This is a genomic window from Spiroplasma endosymbiont of Nebria brevicollis (genome assembly GCF_964030895.1).
Lineage (GTDB): Bacteria > Bacillota_I > Bacilli_A > Mycoplasmatales > VBWQ01 > Spiroplasma_E.
Genome location: NZ_OZ034986.1, coordinates 193,337 through 214,982, shown reverse-complemented (window position 1 = coordinate 214,982; position 21,646 = coordinate 193,337). Strand labels below are relative to the sequence as shown.

Genomic DNA, 21,646 nt, shown 5'->3' with positions numbered 1-21,646 from the left:
ATATTTATTATAAATATAAAAATAGTTTTTAAAACGGCATTTTAAATGTCGTTTTAAATTTAAAAGAAAGAGGTGCAAAATATGAAAAATGTAATACCAAAAAAACTAAAAGATGCCAAATATCGTTTTTGACGCAATATAACAATAACAGATGTTTTAATAATTGCCGTTTGAGTTGGATTAACAATTATGTTTATATTTGGTTTTCAATGAAAACTATGAATAAAATTATTATCATCATCAATAATGATTTTAATTAGTTTACCACTAATTATTACAAATAAAAAAACTAATTTAAAAGGATGACAATGCTTATATTATAAAATAAATTACCTATTTAGTTGTAAGAAATATAGTAAAAACAAAACAAGTTTACTGGTGCCATATAATAAAGTTATTGGTAATAACTTTATTACAACTCACGGAATTTTAAAAGGTACTTTAAAAAAGACTCTAATTGGAGCAATTCAAATAAAAGGATTTGACATTACTTTATTAAGCGGTGAAGAGCAAATATTAAGATTACGAGATTTGCAAGATGTTTTTAAATTTGCTAATTTTCCAATAACTTTTTTAAAGTTAGAATTACCATTAAATTTTGATGACAACATTAGATATTTACAAAAACAAATTAATAAAACGCAAATCCGTTATAAAGACAAAGAAATTAGTTTTAATCAATTTGTAAAAATTACAAAAAAAATTAAAAATAATATTGCTTTTTTTAAAAAAGAATTAATTAAAATAAACGATGAAATAAAAACCGAAAAATGTTTTTTTATTTTTGTGTACGGAAATGGTGAAAAAGATTTAAATGAAAAAATATTATTTTTAGAAGATAAATTATATAAAGGAAAAATTAATTGTAATATTTTATCTAATTATGAAATAACAAAAATCTTAAAATTAATGTGAAATCCATATAAAAAACCATTAAATAAAACAGATTTTAATAAAAATAAAGATAATTTAGCAAAATTATTGCAATTTAACTACCTAAATATTAAAAAAAATTATTTTATAGCAAATGATTTATATTATTCAATTAATACAATTCAGGACTATCCTTTATTTATTAACGATTTATGAGGGGCTTGTTTATTTTCAAATGAGCAAACTATTATTTGAAATATAAATCCTTTAAATTATGATGAAACAAAAAAAGCAATCAACAGTGCCATTCAAACAACCCAAACACGACAAGTAATGACAAAATCATATGTTAATACAAATGAAAATAACTATGAATTAGAAACATACTACCATTTAATTGATGAGGTTAATGGTGGTGGTGAATTATTAAAAAATGTTAATATTTTATTTTTAAATTATGGAACAAATAAAAAAACATTATCACAGGCACAAACACGATTAACAAAAGCATTAAAAGAAATGGATATTAAACCTAATCCATTGTGATATCAACAATTTAATGGTTTAAAAGGTTTTATACCCTATAACAATAAGGTCATAATAAAAAAATATGGTCGAGAAATGCCAACAAGTACCCTGGCAGCATCTTTTCCATTTATTGATAGTGGTTTACATGATAAAAAAAGTATGTGATTAGGGACAAACAATATGGGAAATGACGTGTTGTGAGATCAATTTAAAACAACAAGTAAAAGAACAAACCACAACATGTTTATTCTCGGTACAACAGGAATGGGAAAAACATATTTGTTAAAAAAATAATAAATCATCATATCATGATGGGTCGTAAAGTTATTGTTATTGATCCTGAGCGAGAATACAAACCATTATGTGTTTATTATGATGGAAATTGAATTGACGCAGGAGATGCTTCGATAGGAAAAATAAACCCCTTACAAATTTTATATAATAACTTTATTGATGAATTAGAAAATACCAATTCATCGCCCCTATCAAATCATTTAAGATTTTTAGAACAATGATTCAAAACGCTTTATCCTGATTTTAACGGGCGAGAAATTAATTTATTAACAAAATATTTGAAATTATTATATCACCAATTTAACATTACAAATAATAGTGATATTAACAAAATAATAAACAATGATTTTCCAATTATGAGTGATTTTTATGACTTATTAGAAAAAGAATATATTAATAATAAAAATCAACTTTTAAAAGAATTTATGGATTTAATAGCAACCGATTTTTTAAATGATGGAAAATATCAAGCACTTTGAAATGGATATACAACGATAAAATTTAAAAATAATTTTGTTGTTTATGATGTTTATAATTTGTTTGACTTAGACGACAAAAAAACAAACGCAGCACAATTAATTTTAATGCTAAATATTATCAAAAAAGAAGTAAAAGAAAATCGTTTCAAAGATAATAATGAAATAGTGATAATTGTTGATGAAGCTCATTTAGCAATCGATAAAGATAATCCAGTTGCTTTAAATTTTATGTACCAAATGACAAAAAGGATTCGGAAATATAATGGTGCTTTGGTTGTGGCAACGCAAAATATCGCTGATTTTGTAGAAAATGAAACCGTTTTAAAGAAAACAACAGCAATTATAAATAATAGTCAATATTCATTTATTATGGGATTAAAACCCAATGACTTAGAAAAAGTAATTAATTTATATAAAAGTTATGGGGGATTAACATCAGCAGAAAAAGACTATATTGCTCGTAGTGTAAAAGGACAAGGACTATTTTTTGTTTCAGGATTTGAAAGATATCGTATTGAAATCCAAGCAATCAAAAAAGAAAAAGCCGGATTTGGAAAAAAAGATAATTAAAATAATGCAAAAATACTTTAAAAAATGATTAAATTTAGTTATTTTTTTACAAAATTTTAATAAAAAAATAAAGAAAATGTTTATTTTTGTCTATTTTTTAAAAATAGCAAAGAAAACATTTTTTATTTTAGAAAGGTGGTGGTGTTAATGATATTTAAGACAAATTTAGGAAAATTAATAAATGGTGATGCTTTATCTTTTGTCAAAACATTAGAAAATGATAGTGTTGATTTAATATTAACTGATCCACCCTATTTATATAATTTACCAAAAAGAAAAAACGAGCAAATAAATGAAAATAGGATATCAAAAAGTATTAATAAATACATTAATGCTATCTATGATAATAATCTACATAATTCATTTGATATAAATACTTATTTAGATGAGTTTTATCGAATTTCAAAAACTAAATTTATGTTAATTTGAATGAATAGATGACAAATTAAAGATTATTTAGATTGAGTTTATAAAAATAATATGAATTTTGATTTTTATTTATGAGAAAAAATAAACCCAATGCCAACTAATAATTTTATTTTGCAAGATAAAGAATATTGTATGATTATTTATTCTAAAAAGCACCCAATTCCAAATTATCAAAATAATTATGAAAATAAAAAAACAATATTTAAAAATTCAGTCGGCTCAGCTTATAAAAAAACAGAACACCCAACAGAGAAACCACTAAATATATTTACTGATTTAATTCAAAAATATAGCAAAGAAAATGATTTAATTTTAGATTGTTTTTTAGGCAGTGGTACAACCGCATATGCTTGTGAACAGTTAAACCGAAAATGAGTAGGTTGTGAAATGAATAATAATTATTTTGCAATGATACAAAAACGATTAAAGAAAATACAAATTAAATTTAGTTTTTAAAAAATGAATAACTTTCAATTAATTAAAAAAATAAATTATATGGCAGTTTTAATTGCCATGATGGTTGTATTATCGCAAACTATGCGAATCCAAATTATTCCAAGAACAACAATTCCATTATTTTTAATCCCTATTTTTCTAAGTGGATTTATCTTAAATTGATATTGGTGTTTATTAGTCGGATTTATGGGCCATTTTTTATCTGATTTAACATCATGAGGTTTTACTTTGGGATCATTATGTTTAAATATTGGCACAAGTTTATTGGCGATTTTAATTAAATTAATTAATTGAATCAAAATAAACCATATTATTAAAATTATTTTAATTTTATTAACAAACATAATTATTTATCTTCCGATTGATTTTATACTTTTTTGATTAAATTTAGGTGTTTTAAATATAGAACAAATAATTATCGGAATATTAATTACAAATACAATATGCTTGCCAATATTTTACTTATTAACATTAAAAATTATAAAAAGAGTAAAAATAATTTTATAGAGAAAGGAACTATCAAAATGAAAGAAACAGAAAAATATATAAGTTATCAAATTATGACAAGTAATTTAATTTTCACAAAACCTTATTATGATAATAAAGGTAGTAAATGAATTGAGCTAATGATAAAAGATTTATTGTATCCTTATGCAAGTATTAATATAAATAATAAATATTGTAATTTACAATATAATAAGGAATATTGCTTTATTTTAATTTTTAAAAATCAAAACTTTTATACAAAATTAAAGATGGCAAAATTGAGGGTGAGGTTAATTGAAAAAAACTGCACCCTTTTTTGTTGGTGATGGATAAACAATGTTTAATTAAAAAAGCTGAGAAAAAACAAATATACAAAGAAAATTTAAAATATTTTAATGGTAATAAATTTCCAAAAAAAGATAATTAATTAGATAGAATGAAAATGAAATTTTTGATATATTTTGGCAAAGCCAAAATATATACTGAGTGGACTTTTGGCTTTTTAAATTTAACAAATTTTAAAGGGTAAAAATTTCCAAAATAAGGAGGAATAAAATATGGAAAAAGAATATAAATTTAAAGCAGTGGTGCGAACTGAAACATATAAAAAATATCCAAATGGTGCCGTTGATAAATTAATACGGCATAATTTTAGAATTAAAATACCTGAAAATGTTAATCCTGAATTTACAAAATATAATTTTTATTATGTAAATGGTATAAAAGAAAAAATCACTAATAATAAAGCTTTTGAAATTACAAAACAAAAACGAAATGAAATAATGAAGTTATTAGAAAATGATTGAGACAAACAACAAATTAAATATAGTAAAGCACAAAAAACAAGTTTTGAAAATCATTGTAATAAATATACTAATTATGTAGATACACTTTTACCATCAACACGACAAGAATGATTTGAAAAAATGGGGATATGTAAATTTACAAATATTCAAGTATGAGATAAAGAAACAGGAACAAGAAAAATGGGCAAATTAATGCCTGAAAGTATTAATTGAAAAAAGTTAAATGAATGAGTTAATATTGAAATAAATTTTATGAAACAATGAATGAAAAATAATATTAAAACAGATATGGGATATTTGTATTCAGCAGTTCATATGGACGAAACAACACCCCATGTTCACTTTGATTTAATTCCAATTAAGAAAGTTTTTTCAAAAAAACTTAATGAAGAGCGATACATAATTAGTAATAACAAACTTTTTGGCGGTAGTAATCGTTTTTTTAAAGGAAAGCAAGAAGATGACTTATTAAAAAAGTTGCATGTTTATCATGCTAATTATTTAACAAAAGCAGGTTATGAAATAGAACCTGGTGAAATTGGTGGTAAAGGTAGTTATAATGCAATGAATTTTCGACAAGTTAAAGAATTTGAACGAAATAAGTTAGAAAATGAAATCAATAATATATTTAATGAATACAAGTTTACCAAAGACAATATTAAAGAATTTAACAAAATTAAAAGTATTAGTGATGATTATCATTGTTTAATTTATGAAATTAAACAATATTTAAGATATGAAAATAATTTTACAGATTATGAAATAAACCAATTAACTAAATATTTAGATTTAGCAGAAAAAATGAAATACTATAAAATTATAACTACTGTTGCTAACCCAAAAACAGTAGATTTTAAAAATATGAGTTTAATTGAACAAGAATTTAATGAAATGGTTTTTAAAATCAATCCGATTATGCAAAAAGGTTATGATTTGGTGAGCAGTTTAGAAAGAGAGCGATAATATGTGAAATAAAATAAAAAAGAAAAAAATAAGTTTATTAATTGGTTTATGTTTTATTCCAATAACTTTCATTTTTTGTTTAACATTATTTGGAATAGGTTATTCAATTTTTATTAATTGAAAAAATATGACTGAATTTATTACTGAAATTAAACAATTTAAAATATTATTATGATGAAATTATATAATTAAAACTAAATATGGATTATTAATAACTATTGGATTAAGTTTGGGATTTTATTTCTGATTTTTTTATTTTGTTTTATTTAGTAAAGTAAAGAATAAGGAAACTGCAATAAAAACAACCGACAAAATAGATTTTGGTGATAGTAAATGATTAAGTATAAAAGAAATTGATGATATTAGTGATAAAGTTAATATTAAAGATAATTATAAAAATACTGGTTTTGTTTTTAATTGTAATAAAAACAAAAAAGATTTATTGTTTAATTTAAAAAACAATATTCATAGTGTTATTGTTGGTTCAACAGCAAGCGGAAAAACACAAGGAATAGTATTACCAACAATTTATTTAAATGGAAAATCAACCACTAAACCAACCATGATTATCACCGACCCTAAGGGGGAATTATATAATTTAACTAATGGATTTTTAGAAGAAAATGACTATAAAATAAAAGTTATTGATTTTCGTAATTTAGAGAAAGGAAATACTTGAAATCCATTAAAAATAATTTATGATGACTTTATTAAAATGCTAATGACAAATAATGAAAAAGAAAAAATAAAGTGAAAAATAAAATATCAAGATAAAATTAGATCACTTAGTCGTATGTTAATTGACAAAAATATTGAAGATGATTTTTGAAATAATTCAGCAAGCATGATTATTCAAGGAATTATTTTGGCAATATTAGAAGATTATGAAGATAAAATAAACAAAAATAAATTAACAATAGAAATTGAAATTTTAAACCAAGAATTATTATTTAACAAATTTAACATGGCATCAGTGGCAGCAATCGCTAGTTTTAAAAAAGATTTAGTTGAATGACTAAATAATCGAAAAAATACCAGCATTGCTAAAATAACAGCAAGCCAAGTTTTAGCTGACAGTAAAGAAAATCGAACACTAGATGCTATTTTAATGACTGTTGCAAAAAGTTTAGAAGTGTTTAATAATGATTTTATTCGTAATTTAACATCACAAAATGATATTAATTACAATGATTTTATCGAATATCCAACTATTTTATACATTATATTTAGCGATGAAAATGATAATTACTATAAATTAGTAGCGATACTAATTAATCAAATTTATCAATTTTTAACAAATAAGATAAGTAAAACAATAGAACAAAAACTAGAAAAACCAATATATTTTATATTAGATGAATTTGCAAATTTAACAAAAATAAACAACATTGAAAAATGAGTTAGTATTTCACGCAGTAGAAATATTTTTTTTCAATTTATTTTACAAGATATTAATCAATTAAAATTAAACTATGGCGATGCAAAAGCAAAAATTATCTTAAATAATTGTGGGATGCACATTTTCTTACATACTAATGATTTAGAAACAATTAAATATTATAGCGAATTATTTGGAACAAAAACAATCGAACAAATTAGTATCAACGAAAATAAAAATAATACTAGTGTTTCAAAAAGTTTAAAAAGTCATCCATTAATGTTAACTAATGAATTAGCAAATTTAAAACAAGGACACGGAATTGTTAAAATATCACGCTATAACCCAATGAAAATAACTTTAAAACTATGAAAAGATTTAAAGTTGTGAGAAAAAACAAAAACAACTGAATTAAAAGAAATTGATTATATTAATTTCAATAAATACTATTTCTATGATATTAAAAATACCAAAAAAGAATTGACAGAAAATACGATTAATGAATTTGCCAACTTAACAACAAAAGAAGTTACAACAAATATTAATAATTTAAAAATACAATTAGCAGAATATGAAAAAACAAATTATAAATCTGTTCAAAATAAAACAATGATAAATTTACTTTTACAAAAAATCAAAAACCTTGAAACAGAATTAATCAAAAGACAAGAAAACCAATAATTATTCTGAAAAGGAATAATTATTTTTTATAAATAGTAAGATTTCACAAAGTGGTCAAGCTGGAACACTAAAAAATAAACGAAGTGGAAGGATATCTGATAAGGTTAATCAACTAATTTAATTAGTACTACATGGGGCAGAAGAGTAGTCGCGAGTGATTAACTAAACCAATGCCTAAGGGAAACTATGCCCAAAAGAGGACAAGCAATAAAGTTATTTAACAAATAACTAGTGAAAAATAAAAGAAAATAATATAGATTGCTTATTTCTCTATCTTTCTCTAACAATTTTAAGTATAATAAAATTAAAATATTATTACTACTTTAATAAAAATTTGTTTTTTTTATTATATATTTATTATATATTGAAAATAATTAAATATTTATAATCAAAATTAGTAGAAAGGTTTAAAGATGGAAAATAAATATGTTAGTGAATCTGAATTAGAAAAAAAGTTTATTAATAAATTAAAAATTGAAGGTTATGAATATATAAAATTAAATAATGAAGAAGATATTAAAACCAATTTTAGAAATCAAATTTTTAATCATAATAAAAATGAATTAAATAATAAACCATTAACTGACAAAGAATTTGAAAAATTATTATTTAAAATTACTGGTAAAAGTACTTTTAATTCTGCAAAAATATTAAGACAGAAAATTACAATTGAGCGTGATGATTTAAAAAAAGTAGATTTAGAATTATTTAATAAAGATAAATGATGTGATAATATTTTTCAATTTACTAATCAATTAACAATAAAAAGTATTTTTCAAAATAGATATGATATAACAATTTTAATTAATGGTTTACCTCTAATACAAATTGAGTTAAAAAAACCAGGAATAAATTTTAAAGAAGCTTTTAATCAAATTAATAGATATAAAAAAGAATCTCATAAAGGATTATTAAAATTTATTCAGTTTTTTATAATTTCTAATCTTATAGATACTAAATATTTTTCAAATAATGATGGCAATATTTTATTTGAAAATTCTTTTTATTGAACTGATGAATTAAATAATAGAATAACTAATTTATTTGATTTTACTAAAAATTTTTTAAATAAATGCCATGTTAGTAAAATGATTGCAAGATATATGATTATTAATGAAAGTAAAAAAATATTAATGATAATGAGACCTTATCAAATTTATGCAGTTGAGAAACTTATTAAAATAGCAAGTGAAACTAATAATAATGCTTATATTTGACATACAACTGGATCTGGAAAAACTTTAACTTCTTTTAAATTAAGTCAAATTTTAAAATATATGCCAGAAAAGGAAAAAATATTTTTTTTAGTTGATAGAAAAGATTTGGATTTTCAAACCATTGAAGAGTTCAATAAATTTGAAAAAGATAGTGTTGATTATACTGAAAGTACTTATAGCTTGATTAAAAATATGCAAGATTCCACTAAAAAAATAATATTAACTACAATTCAAAAAATGGGTAATGCTTGTAAAAATGAAAAATATAAATCAATAATGGCTAAATTTAAGAATAAGAAAGTGATTTTTATTATTGATGAATGTCATAGAAGTCAATTTGGAAAAATGTATATTAGCATTAAAAGAATTGTTGAACATGCACAATATTTTGGATTTACTGGCACACCACGATTTGAACAAAATAAATCAGAAGACGGAAGAACGACAGCTGATATATTTCATAAATGTATCCATAAATATCTAATTAATAATGCACTAGCAGATGGTAGTGTTTTAGGTTTTAATGTTGACTATATGGAATCAATTAGAAATAAAAAAGAACCTAATGATGAATTAATTGAAGATATTAATAATGATGAATTATTAATAGATGATTCCAGAATTGACTCTATTTCAAAAAATATAATTGAAACATTTTCAAAAAAAACATACGGAAAGAAATATAATGCCATATTTGCTGTTAAAAATATTAATATGGCAATTAAGTATTATAAAACATTTAAAAATTTAAAACATAATTTAAAAATTGCTTCAATTTTTCATTTGAAGCAAATGAAGATTTAAATAATAAAGATTTTTCTTTTAAAACAGAATTAGAAAAAATAATTAAAGATTATAATTTAAATTTTGATACTAATTTTAATATTAATAGATTTAATGAATATTTCATTGATTTACAAAAGAAAGTTAAAAACAAAGAAATTGATTTATTAATTGTTGTTGATATGTTTTTAACAGGTTTTGATTCACCCACCACAAATACACTATATTTAGATAAATTATTAAAATATCATAAATTAATCCAAGCATTTTCACGAACAAACAGAATTGTAAATAATACCAAACCATTTGGTAATATTGTTTGTTATCAAACTACTAAAAAAACTGTTGATGAAGCAATTTTATTGTTTTCTAATAGTGCTACTACTGATCAAATATTAATGAAACCATTTGATTATTATGAACTAGAATTTATTAAGTTAGTGAATAAATTAAAAAAAATTATAGTTGTGCTTATGATGTAGGAAATGATGGTGACGAAGTTAAAATTAAAGAATTTATTTTTTTATTTAAAGAAATAGTAAAAATATTGTTAAAATTAGAAACATTTATTGAATTTGATATTAATCAAAGTAAATATAATTTTAGTGAAAATGAATATAATGAATTTAAATCTCGTTATTTATCACTAAGTGATGAAAAAAATAAAAAAGAAAAATTATCTGTCTTAGCAGATGTTGATTTTGAACTAGAATTAATTTATAGTAATAAAATTAATGTTCATTATATTTTAGAATTATTAAAAAAAATAGATTTAAATAATATTAAAAGAAAAGAAAACCAAATTAAAGAAATAAAAAAAGAAATATTAGACTCAACTGATCAACTATTAAAATATAAATCAGAATTAATAAATTCATTTATTGAAAGAGTTATTCCTACCCTTAAAAATACCGCAGATTTAGAAGTAATATATGAACAATTTTGTGATAAAAAATATGAACAACAAATAAATAAATTTAGTAAAAAATATAATATAGATAAATTAGATATTAATGAAATTATTAGTGAATATCGCTTTACTAATCAATTGCCTTCTAATTTAATTAGAGAAAAAATTAATCAACAATATACTGAAAAAATAGCTATTAATAAAAATATCTCTAAAATAAAAGCAAAAAATGAAATAAAAAAAAGAATTAGAATTAAATATAATTGATTTAATTAATAAGTTTGAAAGTTAGGAAAAAATATTATGACAACACATGAAAAACAAAATATACAACAACACCAATTATTTTCTAAGTTATGAGATATTTCTAATACTCTACGCGGGACAATGGAACCATCCGAATATAAAGAGTATATATTAGGATTAATATTTTATCGTTATTCATCAGATAATGTACAATCTATAATAGAAAAGGATTTAAAAATAGAAGGAATTGATTATCGAACTGCTTTAACTAATGAAAAATATCGCAATGATTTTTTAGAAGTTTTATATGATAATGATAGTGCTGGATATTATATTGAACCAGAATATTTATGACAGGAAATAATTAATAAAATTAATATTGGGAAATTTGATATCTTCTTATTAAGAAAAGCATTTAATAAATTAATTGAATCAACAATTGGTCATTCATCAGAAAAAGAATTCGAAAATTTATTTGATTCTGTTGATTTAGATTCTAGTAAATTGGGAAAAACAGAAACAGAGAAAAGTAAAATAATTGCTAAAGTAATGTTAAAAATTAATGAAATTAATTTTGAAATTAATGAATCAGAAATTGATATTTTAGGTGATGCCTATGAATATTTAATTAGTAAATTTGCTTCTGAATCAGTAAAAGCAGCAGGTGAATTTTATACACCACAACCTGTTTCTAAATTATTAGCTAAAATAATTAGTCAAGGAAAAACGGAAATTAAAACTGTTTATGATCCAACATGTGGTTCAGGTTCATTACTATTAAGAGTATATAAAGAATTAAAAATTGGTCATTTATATGGTCAAGAATTAAAAACCAATTCATATAATATGGCAAGAATGAACATGATGTTACATGGTTTAAAGTATAATAAATTTGATATTTATAATGGTGACACATTAGAGGATGATGGTTTTAAAGGACAAGAATTTGAAACAATTGTTGCAAATCCACCATATAGTTCTCATTGATCGGCAAATCAAAATTTTTTAAGTGATGAAAGATTTAGTGCTTATGGAAAATTAGCACCAAAAACAAAAGCTGATTTTGCTTTTATTCAGAATATGATTTATAAATTATCTGATAATGGAATAATGACCGTTGTTATTCCTCATGGAATTTTGTTTAGGGGTAATGCTGAATTAATTATTAGAAAATATATGATTGAAAAGAATTGAATTGATACTATTATTAGTTTACCAGCTAATATGTTTTATGGTACATCAATTCCAACTTGTATTATTGTTATGAAAAAATGTAAAATTGATAATGCTATTTTGTTTATTGATGCTTCAAAAGAATTTCAAAAGCAGGGAAATAAAAATATTTTAACCGATGAAAATATTATTAAAATTATTAATATTTTCAATCAAAGAAAAACTATTGATAAATTTTCTAATTTAGTTGATATAGAAATAATTAAAGCAAATGATTATAACTTAAATATTGCTCGTTATATTGATAATACAGAAGAAAAAGAAATTATTAATATTAAAGAATTACAAGATAAATTAATTAATAATGAAAAAGAAATTCAAAAATTAAATGAAGAATTTAATTTAATGTTAAAAGATTTGGTGATTAATAATGAATAAATCTTTCGTTTCTAAAATTAGATTTAAAGGTTTTAATGAGTTTTATTATAAAACAACTTTTAGTAAGTTTTATAATAAGGCTAAATCTGGAGGAACTCCAAGTACAAAAAATAAAGATTTTTATAATGGAGAAATATCATTTTTATCAATTAAAGATGTTACCAATCAAGGCAAATACATTTTTGAAACTGAAAAAACAATAACTAGAAAAGGACTTAAAAATTCTAGTGCTTGATTAGTACCAAAAAATTCATTAATATACTCTATATATGCTTCTGTTGGGTTTCCAACAATCAATAAAATTCCATTAGCTACTAGCCAAGCTTTTTTTTCTATGGAAATTAATAATTTATATTTTTCGACAGAATACTTATATTATTTATTACTTAAATTTAAGAAAAAAGAATTAAATAAATATATTATAAAGCAAACACAACCTAACCTTTCCAAGGAAATAATTAATCAATTTATTTTTAAAATACCTAATTTACAAGAACAAACTAAGATTGCACATTTTTTTAGCATTATTGATAGAAAAATTGAATTAATCAAAGAACAGTTAAGTTTATTAGAAAAACAAAAACAATATTACTTAAATAATATGTTTGCGAATGAAAAAAGTTATCCAAACATTAGATTTAAAGGATTTAATGATGAATGAAAAAGTAAAAAAATAGGAGAAATATTAAATTATCAGCAACCTACAAAATTTATAATTAAAGATAAAATTGAAATTCGGGGAAAAATACCAGTATTAACAGCTAATAAATCATTTATATTAGGTTATGTAAATGAAAAAAATATCTATGAAAATATCCCAGTTATAATCTTTGATGATTTTACAATGGATATGAAATATGTTAATTTTAAATTTATGGTTAAATCATCAGCAATTAAGATTTTAAAATCTAAAAATAATAATATTAATTTATTTTATGTTTTCAATTTATTAAAAAATCTAAAATTATTTTCTAGTGATCACAAAAGATATTATATTTCATATGTAAGTGAAATTAATGTTTTATTTCCAAATATTAATGAACAAACAAAAGTGGCACATTTTTTTACCATCATTGATAGGAAAATTGAATTAGTCAAAGAACAGTTAAGTTTATTAGAAAAACAAAAACAATATTACTTAAATAATATGTTTATTTAATTTATGGTTTCTATTTGATTTTATAAACAAATAAAAGTTTTACATAATTTTGTGGTTTTTGTAATTGTTTATATTTGATAATGGTAAAGGTATTTAATGCCATCAATTATTTTCTACAAAATTAAAAGCGACCTTGCTGACATATATTTAAAATCATTATATAATTTCATTAATTAAGTTATTAACACTTAAAAGGAGTAAATTTATATGATTTTAAATAGTTTTAAAGATATAAACTTCGTTGAAGAAGTAAACATTGATGTTAATTTCATAGAAAAACAAAAATTAAAAGAAAAATATGAAAACCTTGATCAAGAATTAAGAAAACAAAATTGTAATGGTCAAAATGGTTATATTTTATGGGGGACAAGGAATAAAAAAATGAAAACTCCTTTTGGCGATATCACAATTAAAGCTTCCAGATTCTGTTTTTATGATAAAAAAGAAAATAAATTTAAAACAACAACTTTATTAAATAAAGAAATTGGTTTAAAAAATAATCAAACAATTATTTTAAGTGTTAAAATATCAATCTGAAAAGAAATGGATAGTGCTAAAAGACAAAGAGATATTAGAGATATGTTTCCGAAGTTAAATATATCTAATATGTCAATCACAAATATTAATAAAGAGGTTAATTTTTATAAATTATTTCAAGAGCATTTAAAAACAAAGACAAGAAAAGTAAATGTTCAAACACCATATTTGTATGCTGGAGTTGATGATTCTTTTAGTAATTTAACAAAATATAAAAAAATAGAAAAAAACATGTTTAGAGTAGCATATTTTCATACTGGATATGATGAAATAAAAAGTACTAAAAACAAAAATGTTTTAAGAGATAAAAATATTTTTATTGTAATGAAATCAGTAAAAAACAAATATTATCTTATTCAAAAATATAAAAAAGAATTTTTACATTTTTTACATCAAAATTATAATATTGAAAATTGTAAATTAACTCTTGCGGGTGACGGAGCAACATGAATTCAAAAATTCGCTAATGAAATTGGTGCAATTTATATTTTAGATGAATTTCATTTAATGAAAGAATTGAAAACAATATTTCCTTATCGAAGAAAAAAACTTACTAAAAATTTAACGGATAATGAAAAAATAAGAAAAGAAATTAAAAAATTTATTAATTATATTAATAAAAGAAAAGATGGAATTAAAGTTTATAAAGAAAATTGATATATGGGGTCTTGTACTGAGTCACAAATTTCGCATAATGTAAAATGGTTAAAAGGATATGGTGCTAAATTATATAGTGAAAAAGTTTTTAAAAATATGATTGCAATGAAAATGGCGAAAGAGAATGGTATTAATTTAATTGGGTTTTATCTTGAAAAGATAAATAAAAAACTGCAAAAAGAACATAATTATTATTTTAAAAATAATGATAATTACCAATTTTTAATAAATAAAAATGTTTCTCAACAAGCAAGAGTGTTTATTTAAAAAATCAGAATTATTAAATAATTTTGCGGATTATTATTTTTGGTTTGTAATTTTGTTATTTTCTGTTATTATTAAAATGGTTAAAAAAGATAAATTTGTCTTTTCCTTAGTTAGTTTTATTTTAATAGATAAATATTTATTGAAATAAGACATTACCAACCGAATAATTTATTCCATCTGAGAGATTTGTAATTTTAAACTAAACTTATTAATAGTTTTTTATTGATTTTTAAAATAAGCAATAGTATTTTCTAAATCTTTATGTAACTGTAATTTCAAATCATCTAAACTAGTAAATTGTAAATTATCACGTAATCAAGTCAAAAATTTAACCGTAATTACTTTATCATACAAATCTTGATTAAAATTTAAAAGATAAGTTTCTACCAAAGGTACGTTATTACGTATCATAATGACCGTCATACTTTGATATCACTTATTATCAACGTGGGTTAAGGTTATATACGTAGCAAGCCCAGGGAGCGCATAATTAGCGTTTAACATTAAGTTAGCAGTAGGAAATCCAACACTACGCCCTTCTTTCATCCCATGCACTACTTTTCCCGTAATATAATACTCATTAGGTGCTAAACATAAGTTAGCATTAATGATATCCTTATTTTGTAATAATTGTTTAACAAGCGTTGATGATACTTTATCATGATTTCCTACAAAAACATCATCACATAGATAAACTTGTAATGATGATTGCTTTAATGTTTCAACAGAACCCTGGCCTTGATGTCCAAACCGTACATTAGGATTAACAATAACGCTCTTCACACCACATGATACCAATCATGCAATAAATTGTTGTGGTGATGTTCTTGATAATTCTTTAGTAAATTCAATTTCTAAATAGTAGTTAACACCAAACTCATTAATACGTTTAATCTTATCTTCTTTAGATAATAAAACTTGATTAGCAATTTCATTAGTAACACTTTGTGGTTTCTCATTAAAACTAATAATACACGTTTCATAATTATTAGTTTTAGCAATTGTTATTAGATTATTAAACAATGCTTGATGACCTTGGTGAATACCATCAAAAAATCCTCAACAAGCGATTAATGGTTTATTACTAAGAAGACTTTGAAAGCTCAGATGTTTGATCTTCAAGTTTTGTGGTTTTAATATCTGAATTTTTATTTCTTTCATCGCAATGAAAACCTCGTTGACTAACATATATATTATTATTTTGATAACGATAAATAGCTAAGGGCTGATTAAGAGGACTAACTACTAAGATGAATGGATCCTTAGTAGTACCTTGTACAGATAAAGGCTTACCATCAAGAATATCTTTGGTATTATGAGCAAATATAATGGGCATAATTTCTTTAATCCCATCATAAATACTAATACAATTTTTAGCAACAGTTTCAAGACTAATATTGTCTAAACTAATAGCATTTGCTAATTCAAAACCTGATTGTTGCGTTCTTCGTAAGTAAGTTAAGGTTGCTGAGGTATGTAAAATACGTGCAATATCATTAATTAAAGTGCGAACATAAGTTCCTTTCGTACAAACAACTTCAAATGTAACAATGTCATTATTAATACTAATTAATTTTAAAGACTTAATATGGATTTTACGTTTTGGTAATTCAACAGCAATATTTTTACGGGCATATTCATAAAGTCGTTTTCCGTCAACTTTAACAGCAGCATAAGCAGGAACAATTTGCTCATAAACACGGTTGTTATAAAATTCTAAAGCATCAATAATTTCAGTTTCTTTAAACTTAATATGTGGTTTATTTTCAATAATCTTTCCAGTAATATCACCCGTATCAGTTTTCAAAAATAATTGCATCTTAGCAATATATGTTTTATCACTTTTTAAAATAAAATCACTAAGTTTTGTTGCTTCATTAACAAGAACAACCATTAGTCCTGTTGCTAATGGATCTAAAGTTCCAGTATGCCCGATTTTATCTAATTTTAATCTTTTTTTAATGATTGTCAAACAATCTTGCGACGTCATGAATGACGGTTTGTCCACTAATAATAAATAATCTTTTAACATTTTTCCACCTACTTTATTTCATTGCTTGTGGGTTCTTGATATTTTTCCACGTGTTTACAGTTGGGGTAATTAGTGCATCCCAGAAATTTGCGACTTTGTTTTGATGATTTAACTACCATTCACCCATCAGTACAAATACTACATGGTTTAATTTTAATTTGTTGTTTTTGGATATAACGACATTTAGGAAAGGTAGAACAACCATTGAACTTACCATACCTTCCTGTTCTTTGCACCAATGGTGCACCACAAAGCGGACAATCTTGGTCTAATAAAATGGGTTTAATTTTAAACTCAGTCATTTTAGCAAAGGCATCATCAATCTGTGGTTCAAACTTAGAATAGAAGTCTTTAACCACTTGATGCATTTCAAAATTACCATGGGCAATTTGGTCTAACTGCATTTCAACTTGTGAAGTGTATGTTTCATTAATAATATCATAAAAAAATTCTTGTAGTTTATCGTTTGTTAACAAACCTTTTTCTGTAGCTTTAAATGCTTTATTTTCAATAATCACATATCCACGCTCTTTAATTGTGTGCATAATAGGATTGTAAGTTGATGGACGACCAATTCCTAGTTCTTCTAAGGTTTTAATTAGCTTAGCCTCGCTATAGCGGGACTTGGGTTTAGTAAAGTGTTGTAGTGCATCAACTTTTTGGACTTGAATAATTTGTCCTTGTGCAAATTTCGGCAATTTTAAAATTGCTTCATCATCAAGACTTGCTTCATCAAGTGTTAAGAATCCTTTAAATTTAATTTGTTGACCAGATATTTTAAATTGGTAATTATTATTTTTAAATAAGACAGTAGTATTAATTAGTTGGGCAGGTGCCATTAATGATGCTACAGCACGAAAGTAAATTAGACTATAAAGTTTTAATTGGTCACGATTTAAATAAGTAGCAGCGGTTTTAATATTCATAGTTAAATCAGTTGGTCTAATGGCTTCGTGGGCGTCTTGAACATTTTTTTTATTAGTTTGTTCTTTAGTTTGACCAAGATAATCTTGACCATAAGCGCTAATAATCAATTCTTTAGCACTATCAATAAACTTAGGATTTAAACGAATAGAATCAGTACGAGGATAACTAATGAAACCCGTTAGGTTACCATTAACATTAATCCCTTCATATAATTGTTGAGAGACTAATGTTGTTTTAGCAGTACTAAAATTTAATTGTGTTGAAGCAGATTGCAATAAAGTACTAGTAGTGAATGGATTTAATGAATTACGTTTGCGATTTTGTTCAGTAATTGTTATTACTTCATAATTAGGTGATAATGCCTTTTTAATTTCTGTTGCTTGTTTTTCATTGCTAATTACTAATGGTTCATTGTTATACTTTTCGCAACTTAAAACTAATTGTTTTTGATAAGTTGCTGTAATCGTTCAAAATTCTTCGCTAACAAAACTAGTAATTTCACGTTCGCGAGTAGCAATTAATTTTAATGCTACTGATTGTACTCTTCCAGCACTACGGGAACCAATTTTTTTTTGTAGTAAATTACTTAAACGAAAACCAATAATTCTATCAACCATACGTCGTGCTTCTTGACTACGAACTAATGGTAAATCAATTTCATGGGGATGTTTAAAAGCTTCTAAAATAGCACCTTTGGTAATTTCATTAAATGTTACGCGTGATGATTTATCAGAAGTTAATAAGACTTGGTCTAAATGATAAGCAATTGCTTCTCCTTCACGATCGTGGTCAGTTGCTAAATAGACATGAGTCATGTTTTTAGATTTGGTTTTTAATTCTTTAACTTTAGGCATTTTCTTACGATCGGTTTTATAAATAGGCTCAAAGGTATCTAAGTCAATTCCTAATCCATATTGTCCTTTAATGGCTAAATTACGAATATGTCCATCTGAAGATAATACTAAATAGTCATCACCTAAATATGCTTGTACTGCTTTACTTTTAACTGGAGATTCCATAATTACTAATTTTGATGGCATCTTGTAACCTTCCTCTGTGTTTTAGATTAGTTTTATTTAAAATAACTAGTTTGTAATATATATAAGTTTAACCCGAAAGTCAATATTTTTTTCTGGATATGCATTTTTTATTTGGTAATATGAATGAAAAAAGTGGAAAAATACTTACTTTTATAAATTTTAAGTTCAAGGTTAAATAATAGTATTAATACAAAATTATAAATAAATTAACACTTAAGTGTCAATTCATATTGTTTTAATTAAATTAGAAAACCTCAATTGGATTGATATTTCTTTATCATATGAAGTTTCAGAAAACTTACCATTAATTTCAAAAGTAATATTTTGTTGAAAATTAATGGTAAATAAAGTTGTAGCAGTATCTTCATTTTGGATTACTAATGAGTGATTGACAATTGTCAAACCAATTGAATGTTGTAAAATATAATAAATGCTGGATACATCCGTTGTTGTTTCAAATTTTATATTATTAATTTGATTCATTAGTTGTGTATCATAGTCAACAGTTGCTATGAAATTTAAGTTATTAAATTCTATACTTCTCCTTTGAGTTAGTTTTTTTGATTACTATAATGGTTTTATTTTTCCTACTTTAGGATAGACAACTTGTTGTATATATATTCATTAGATTATGCTTGTGATAGTTATAAATTCATTCAATTGAAAGTATAATTTTCAACCAGTACTAATTTTATTTAAAGTTGATAACTTATTTCAATCTTGCAATACATTTTGACTATCAAGTTTAAGTTCGATTGTTGCTTTGAATAGACAGTTACGATATAAATTAACTTTTTGGACAAAAAGCATATATTCTAAAGCAGCATTTTCACCTAAACTATTAATTAATTTCTTTTGTAAAATTTACTATATACTCCATAATTTAAACTAGATTTACTTCAATTTAATAATATGCACGTGCATTAATCTTTGTACTGAAAAGAAAAAGATACTTCAATCCTTTTCTTCTAAAATTAACCTTATTTTTTCAAGATTTTTTCTTGTGTCAATATCAAAATACTTTTCTGACAAGTCAATAATAATATTATGAGTATTTTTGTTAAATCAATAAAACAAGCCATCAATAATAATTACCTTTAATTTCTTTTGCTTACAATATGTAAATTCATTACGGATAATACTATGATATTTTCTAATCATTCTTTACCTGGTAAAGATTTAGTTTTATTGTAAAAAATGCTTTTTGATTAATTGAATTTAATATTGGATAATGGTTTTTTTAGGATTAAGAACCATAAATTCAATAATATGTTTACCTAATTCAATTTTTGTCATTTTGGTTTTTTACCTTTTCGTTTCTTAATTATTCATTCAACAAATTCTTTAATTTCCAAAAAGACAACAGCGCCTACTCCAACTCAACCAAAAAAGAAAAGAATAATAATGCCAATTATTATTAACATTGGCATTTTATTTTCCTTTTTTTGCAATTCTTTTATCTGCCTGGTCTTCTTTTCTAGCTCTTGCTAAAGGGTTATATTTTGGGTTTGTTCTTCATCTAATAATAATTCCAATTCCAGCAGTTACAAGTAGTAATGGCAATCCGATTCCCAATCCCATTTGTAATTGTCATGCATGAAATTTGTTATTAGCTTGTGCTTGTAAATAATCATGAAAACTATTACCATTGGAAAAATTAATAATTTCGCCTTTTGTTTTTGGTAAAGGTTTTTTAATAAAGTATTAATATTAATAACCATGTAAATTTAATCCACTTTCAGCATTTTTAAGTGCACTTTCAAATTTTTGATTTATATCAGGTAAATTATTATTAGTTCAATCAATTGTGTCTTGTTCTAACTTATCTAATTTTACATATTGTAAAAAATCATTACTTGTTCCATAGTTATTAACATTTGGTGTTCAAGTTATATTTTGTACATAATCACTAAATTTAACACTTTAAATATTTTTTTTAATTTTAATACTTTGAATTTGTTCAGTTGTAGCAAAGCCACGTGAAGCTATGGCAACTGCATCATTAATTCATTGGTCTTTAGTATTATTTACAAACTTTTTATATTCATTAATTCAATTACTATAACTATCTAATGTTGTTAATAAATCAAAATTATCAGTTGAAACATTTAAATCATTAGGTAAATTAATTAATCCATCTTGTAATTTTTGATTAGCAACAGCACTAATTAAACTATCTAATTTGCTTTGATTAATAGCTTTTTTAGTATTACTATCAACATAATCAACATGATCTAAAAATGTCTTAAATCCATCTGTAAAATCATCAGGTACAATATTAAACCCTTTACCTTTGCTTTTAACGACACTGTTAAAA

The 21,646-nt window shown here is 23.2% G+C and carries 19 protein-coding genes and 1 pseudogene; 12 read left to right on the top strand and 8 right to left on the bottom strand.

Going from position 1 to position 21,646, the window contains the following annotated elements:
• Positions 1-81 precede the first annotated feature (81 nt).
• The 12 genes and pseudogenes from AAHM98_RS01180 to AAHM98_RS01120 all read left to right on the top strand — a co-directional run bounded on the left by AAHM98_RS01180 (position 82) and on the right by AAHM98_RS01120 (position 15,330).
• The gene (locus AAHM98_RS01180; RefSeq protein WP_342276687.1) at positions 82-1,695 is read left to right on the top strand and encodes a hypothetical protein; all 1,614 of its coding nucleotides are present in this window, start codon (positions 82-84) and stop codon (positions 1,693-1,695) included.
• A 14-nt stretch (positions 1,696-1,709) separates the two neighbouring features.
• Complete coding sequence (locus AAHM98_RS01175) at positions 1,710-2,744, top strand: hypothetical protein (RefSeq protein ID WP_342276686.1); 1,035 nt, start codon at positions 1,710-1,712, stop codon at positions 2,742-2,744.
• Positions 2,745-2,891: 147 nt separating this feature from the next.
• Positions 2,892-3,629: a site-specific DNA-methyltransferase gene (locus AAHM98_RS01170; protein WP_342276685.1), complete on the top strand. Its 738-nt coding sequence runs from the start codon at positions 2,892-2,894 to the stop codon at positions 3,627-3,629.
• 39 nt (positions 3,630-3,668) lie between these two features.
• Positions 3,669-4,136 (top strand): hypothetical protein, encoded by a 468-nt coding sequence (locus AAHM98_RS01165; protein WP_342276684.1) that lies wholly within the window; start codon positions 3,669-3,671, stop codon positions 4,134-4,136.
• Between the two features lie 17 nt (positions 4,137-4,153).
• Positions 4,154-4,459 carry a hypothetical protein gene (locus AAHM98_RS01160; RefSeq protein ID WP_342276683.1) on the top strand — a complete coding sequence of 102 codons (306 nt, stop codon included), beginning with the start codon at positions 4,154-4,156 and terminating at the stop codon, positions 4,457-4,459.
• A 213-nt stretch (positions 4,460-4,672) separates the two neighbouring features.
• Positions 4,673-5,884 (top strand): plasmid recombination protein, encoded by a 1,212-nt coding sequence (locus AAHM98_RS01155; RefSeq protein WP_342276682.1) that lies wholly within the window; start codon positions 4,673-4,675, stop codon positions 5,882-5,884.
• A 1-nt stretch (position 5,885) separates the two neighbouring features.
• Positions 5,886-7,943 (top strand): VirD4-like conjugal transfer protein, CD1115 family, encoded by a 2,058-nt coding sequence (locus AAHM98_RS01150; protein ID WP_342276681.1) that lies wholly within the window; start codon positions 5,886-5,888, stop codon positions 7,941-7,943.
• 413 nt (positions 7,944-8,356) lie between these two features.
• Positions 8,357-10,425: pseudogene (locus tag AAHM98_RS01145) on the top strand (type I restriction endonuclease subunit R).
• Between the two features lie 65 nt (positions 10,426-10,490).
• Positions 10,491-11,129, top strand: a complete 639-nt coding sequence (locus AAHM98_RS01135) for a type I restriction endonuclease subunit R, EcoR124 family (protein ID WP_425289590.1) — start codon at positions 10,491-10,493, stop codon at positions 11,127-11,129.
• Positions 11,130-11,156: 27 nt separating this feature from the next.
• Positions 11,157-12,710 (top strand): type I restriction-modification system subunit M, encoded by a 1,554-nt coding sequence (locus tag AAHM98_RS01130; RefSeq protein WP_342276678.1) that lies wholly within the window; start codon positions 11,157-11,159, stop codon positions 12,708-12,710.
• Complete coding sequence (locus AAHM98_RS01125; RefSeq protein WP_342276677.1) at positions 12,703-13,869, top strand: restriction endonuclease subunit S; 1,167 nt, start codon at positions 12,703-12,705, stop codon at positions 13,867-13,869. The genes AAHM98_RS01130 and AAHM98_RS01125 overlap by 8 nt, the downstream gene beginning before the upstream one ends.
• A gap of 207 nt (positions 13,870-14,076) precedes the next feature.
• Positions 14,077-15,330 carry an Mbov_0401 family ICE element transposase-like protein gene (locus tag AAHM98_RS01120; RefSeq protein WP_342276676.1) on the top strand — a complete coding sequence of 418 codons (1,254 nt, stop codon included), beginning with the start codon at positions 14,077-14,079 and terminating at the stop codon, positions 15,328-15,330.
• Positions 15,331-15,549: 219 nt separating this feature from the next.
• On the opposite strand, the gene ribF is transcribed toward AAHM98_RS01120, so the two are convergent.
• The 8 genes from ribF to AAHM98_RS01080 all read right to left on the bottom strand — a co-directional run bounded on the left by ribF (position 15,550) and on the right by AAHM98_RS01080 (position 20,910).
• A complete protein-coding gene (ribF, locus tag AAHM98_RS01115; protein ID WP_342276675.1) occupies positions 15,550-16,491 on the bottom strand; it encodes a riboflavin biosynthesis protein RibF in 942 nt (313 codons plus the stop codon).
• Entirely contained in the window at positions 16,415-17,362 is a 948-nt protein-coding gene (truB, locus tag AAHM98_RS01110) for a tRNA pseudouridine(55) synthase TruB (RefSeq protein ID WP_342276674.1), read from the bottom strand. Before truB ends, ribF begins: the two co-directional genes overlap by 77 nt.
• A gap of 8 nt (positions 17,363-17,370) precedes the next feature.
• Positions 17,371-19,329: a type I DNA topoisomerase gene (topA, locus tag AAHM98_RS01105; RefSeq protein ID WP_342276673.1), complete on the bottom strand. Its 1,959-nt coding sequence runs from the start codon at positions 19,327-19,329 to the stop codon at positions 17,371-17,373.
• 213 nt (positions 19,330-19,542) lie between these two features.
• Positions 19,543-19,812, bottom strand: a complete 270-nt coding sequence (locus AAHM98_RS01100; protein ID WP_342276672.1) for a hypothetical protein — start codon at positions 19,810-19,812, stop codon at positions 19,543-19,545.
• A 141-nt stretch (positions 19,813-19,953) separates the two neighbouring features.
• The gene (locus tag AAHM98_RS01095; RefSeq protein WP_342276671.1) at positions 19,954-20,139 is read right to left on the bottom strand and encodes a hypothetical protein; all 186 of its coding nucleotides are present in this window, start codon (positions 20,137-20,139) and stop codon (positions 19,954-19,956) included.
• An 84-nt stretch (positions 20,140-20,223) separates the two neighbouring features.
• A complete protein-coding gene (locus tag AAHM98_RS01090) occupies positions 20,224-20,490 on the bottom strand; it encodes a hypothetical protein (protein ID WP_342276670.1) in 267 nt (88 codons plus the stop codon).
• A gap of 116 nt (positions 20,491-20,606) precedes the next feature.
• Complete coding sequence (locus AAHM98_RS01085; RefSeq protein ID WP_342276669.1) at positions 20,607-20,759, bottom strand: hypothetical protein; 153 nt, start codon at positions 20,757-20,759, stop codon at positions 20,607-20,609.
• A gap of 1 nt (position 20,760) precedes the next feature.
• Positions 20,761-20,910: a hypothetical protein gene (locus AAHM98_RS01080; protein ID WP_342276668.1), complete on the bottom strand. Its 150-nt coding sequence runs from the start codon at positions 20,908-20,910 to the stop codon at positions 20,761-20,763.
• Between the last annotated feature and the right edge of the window lie 736 nt (positions 20,911-21,646).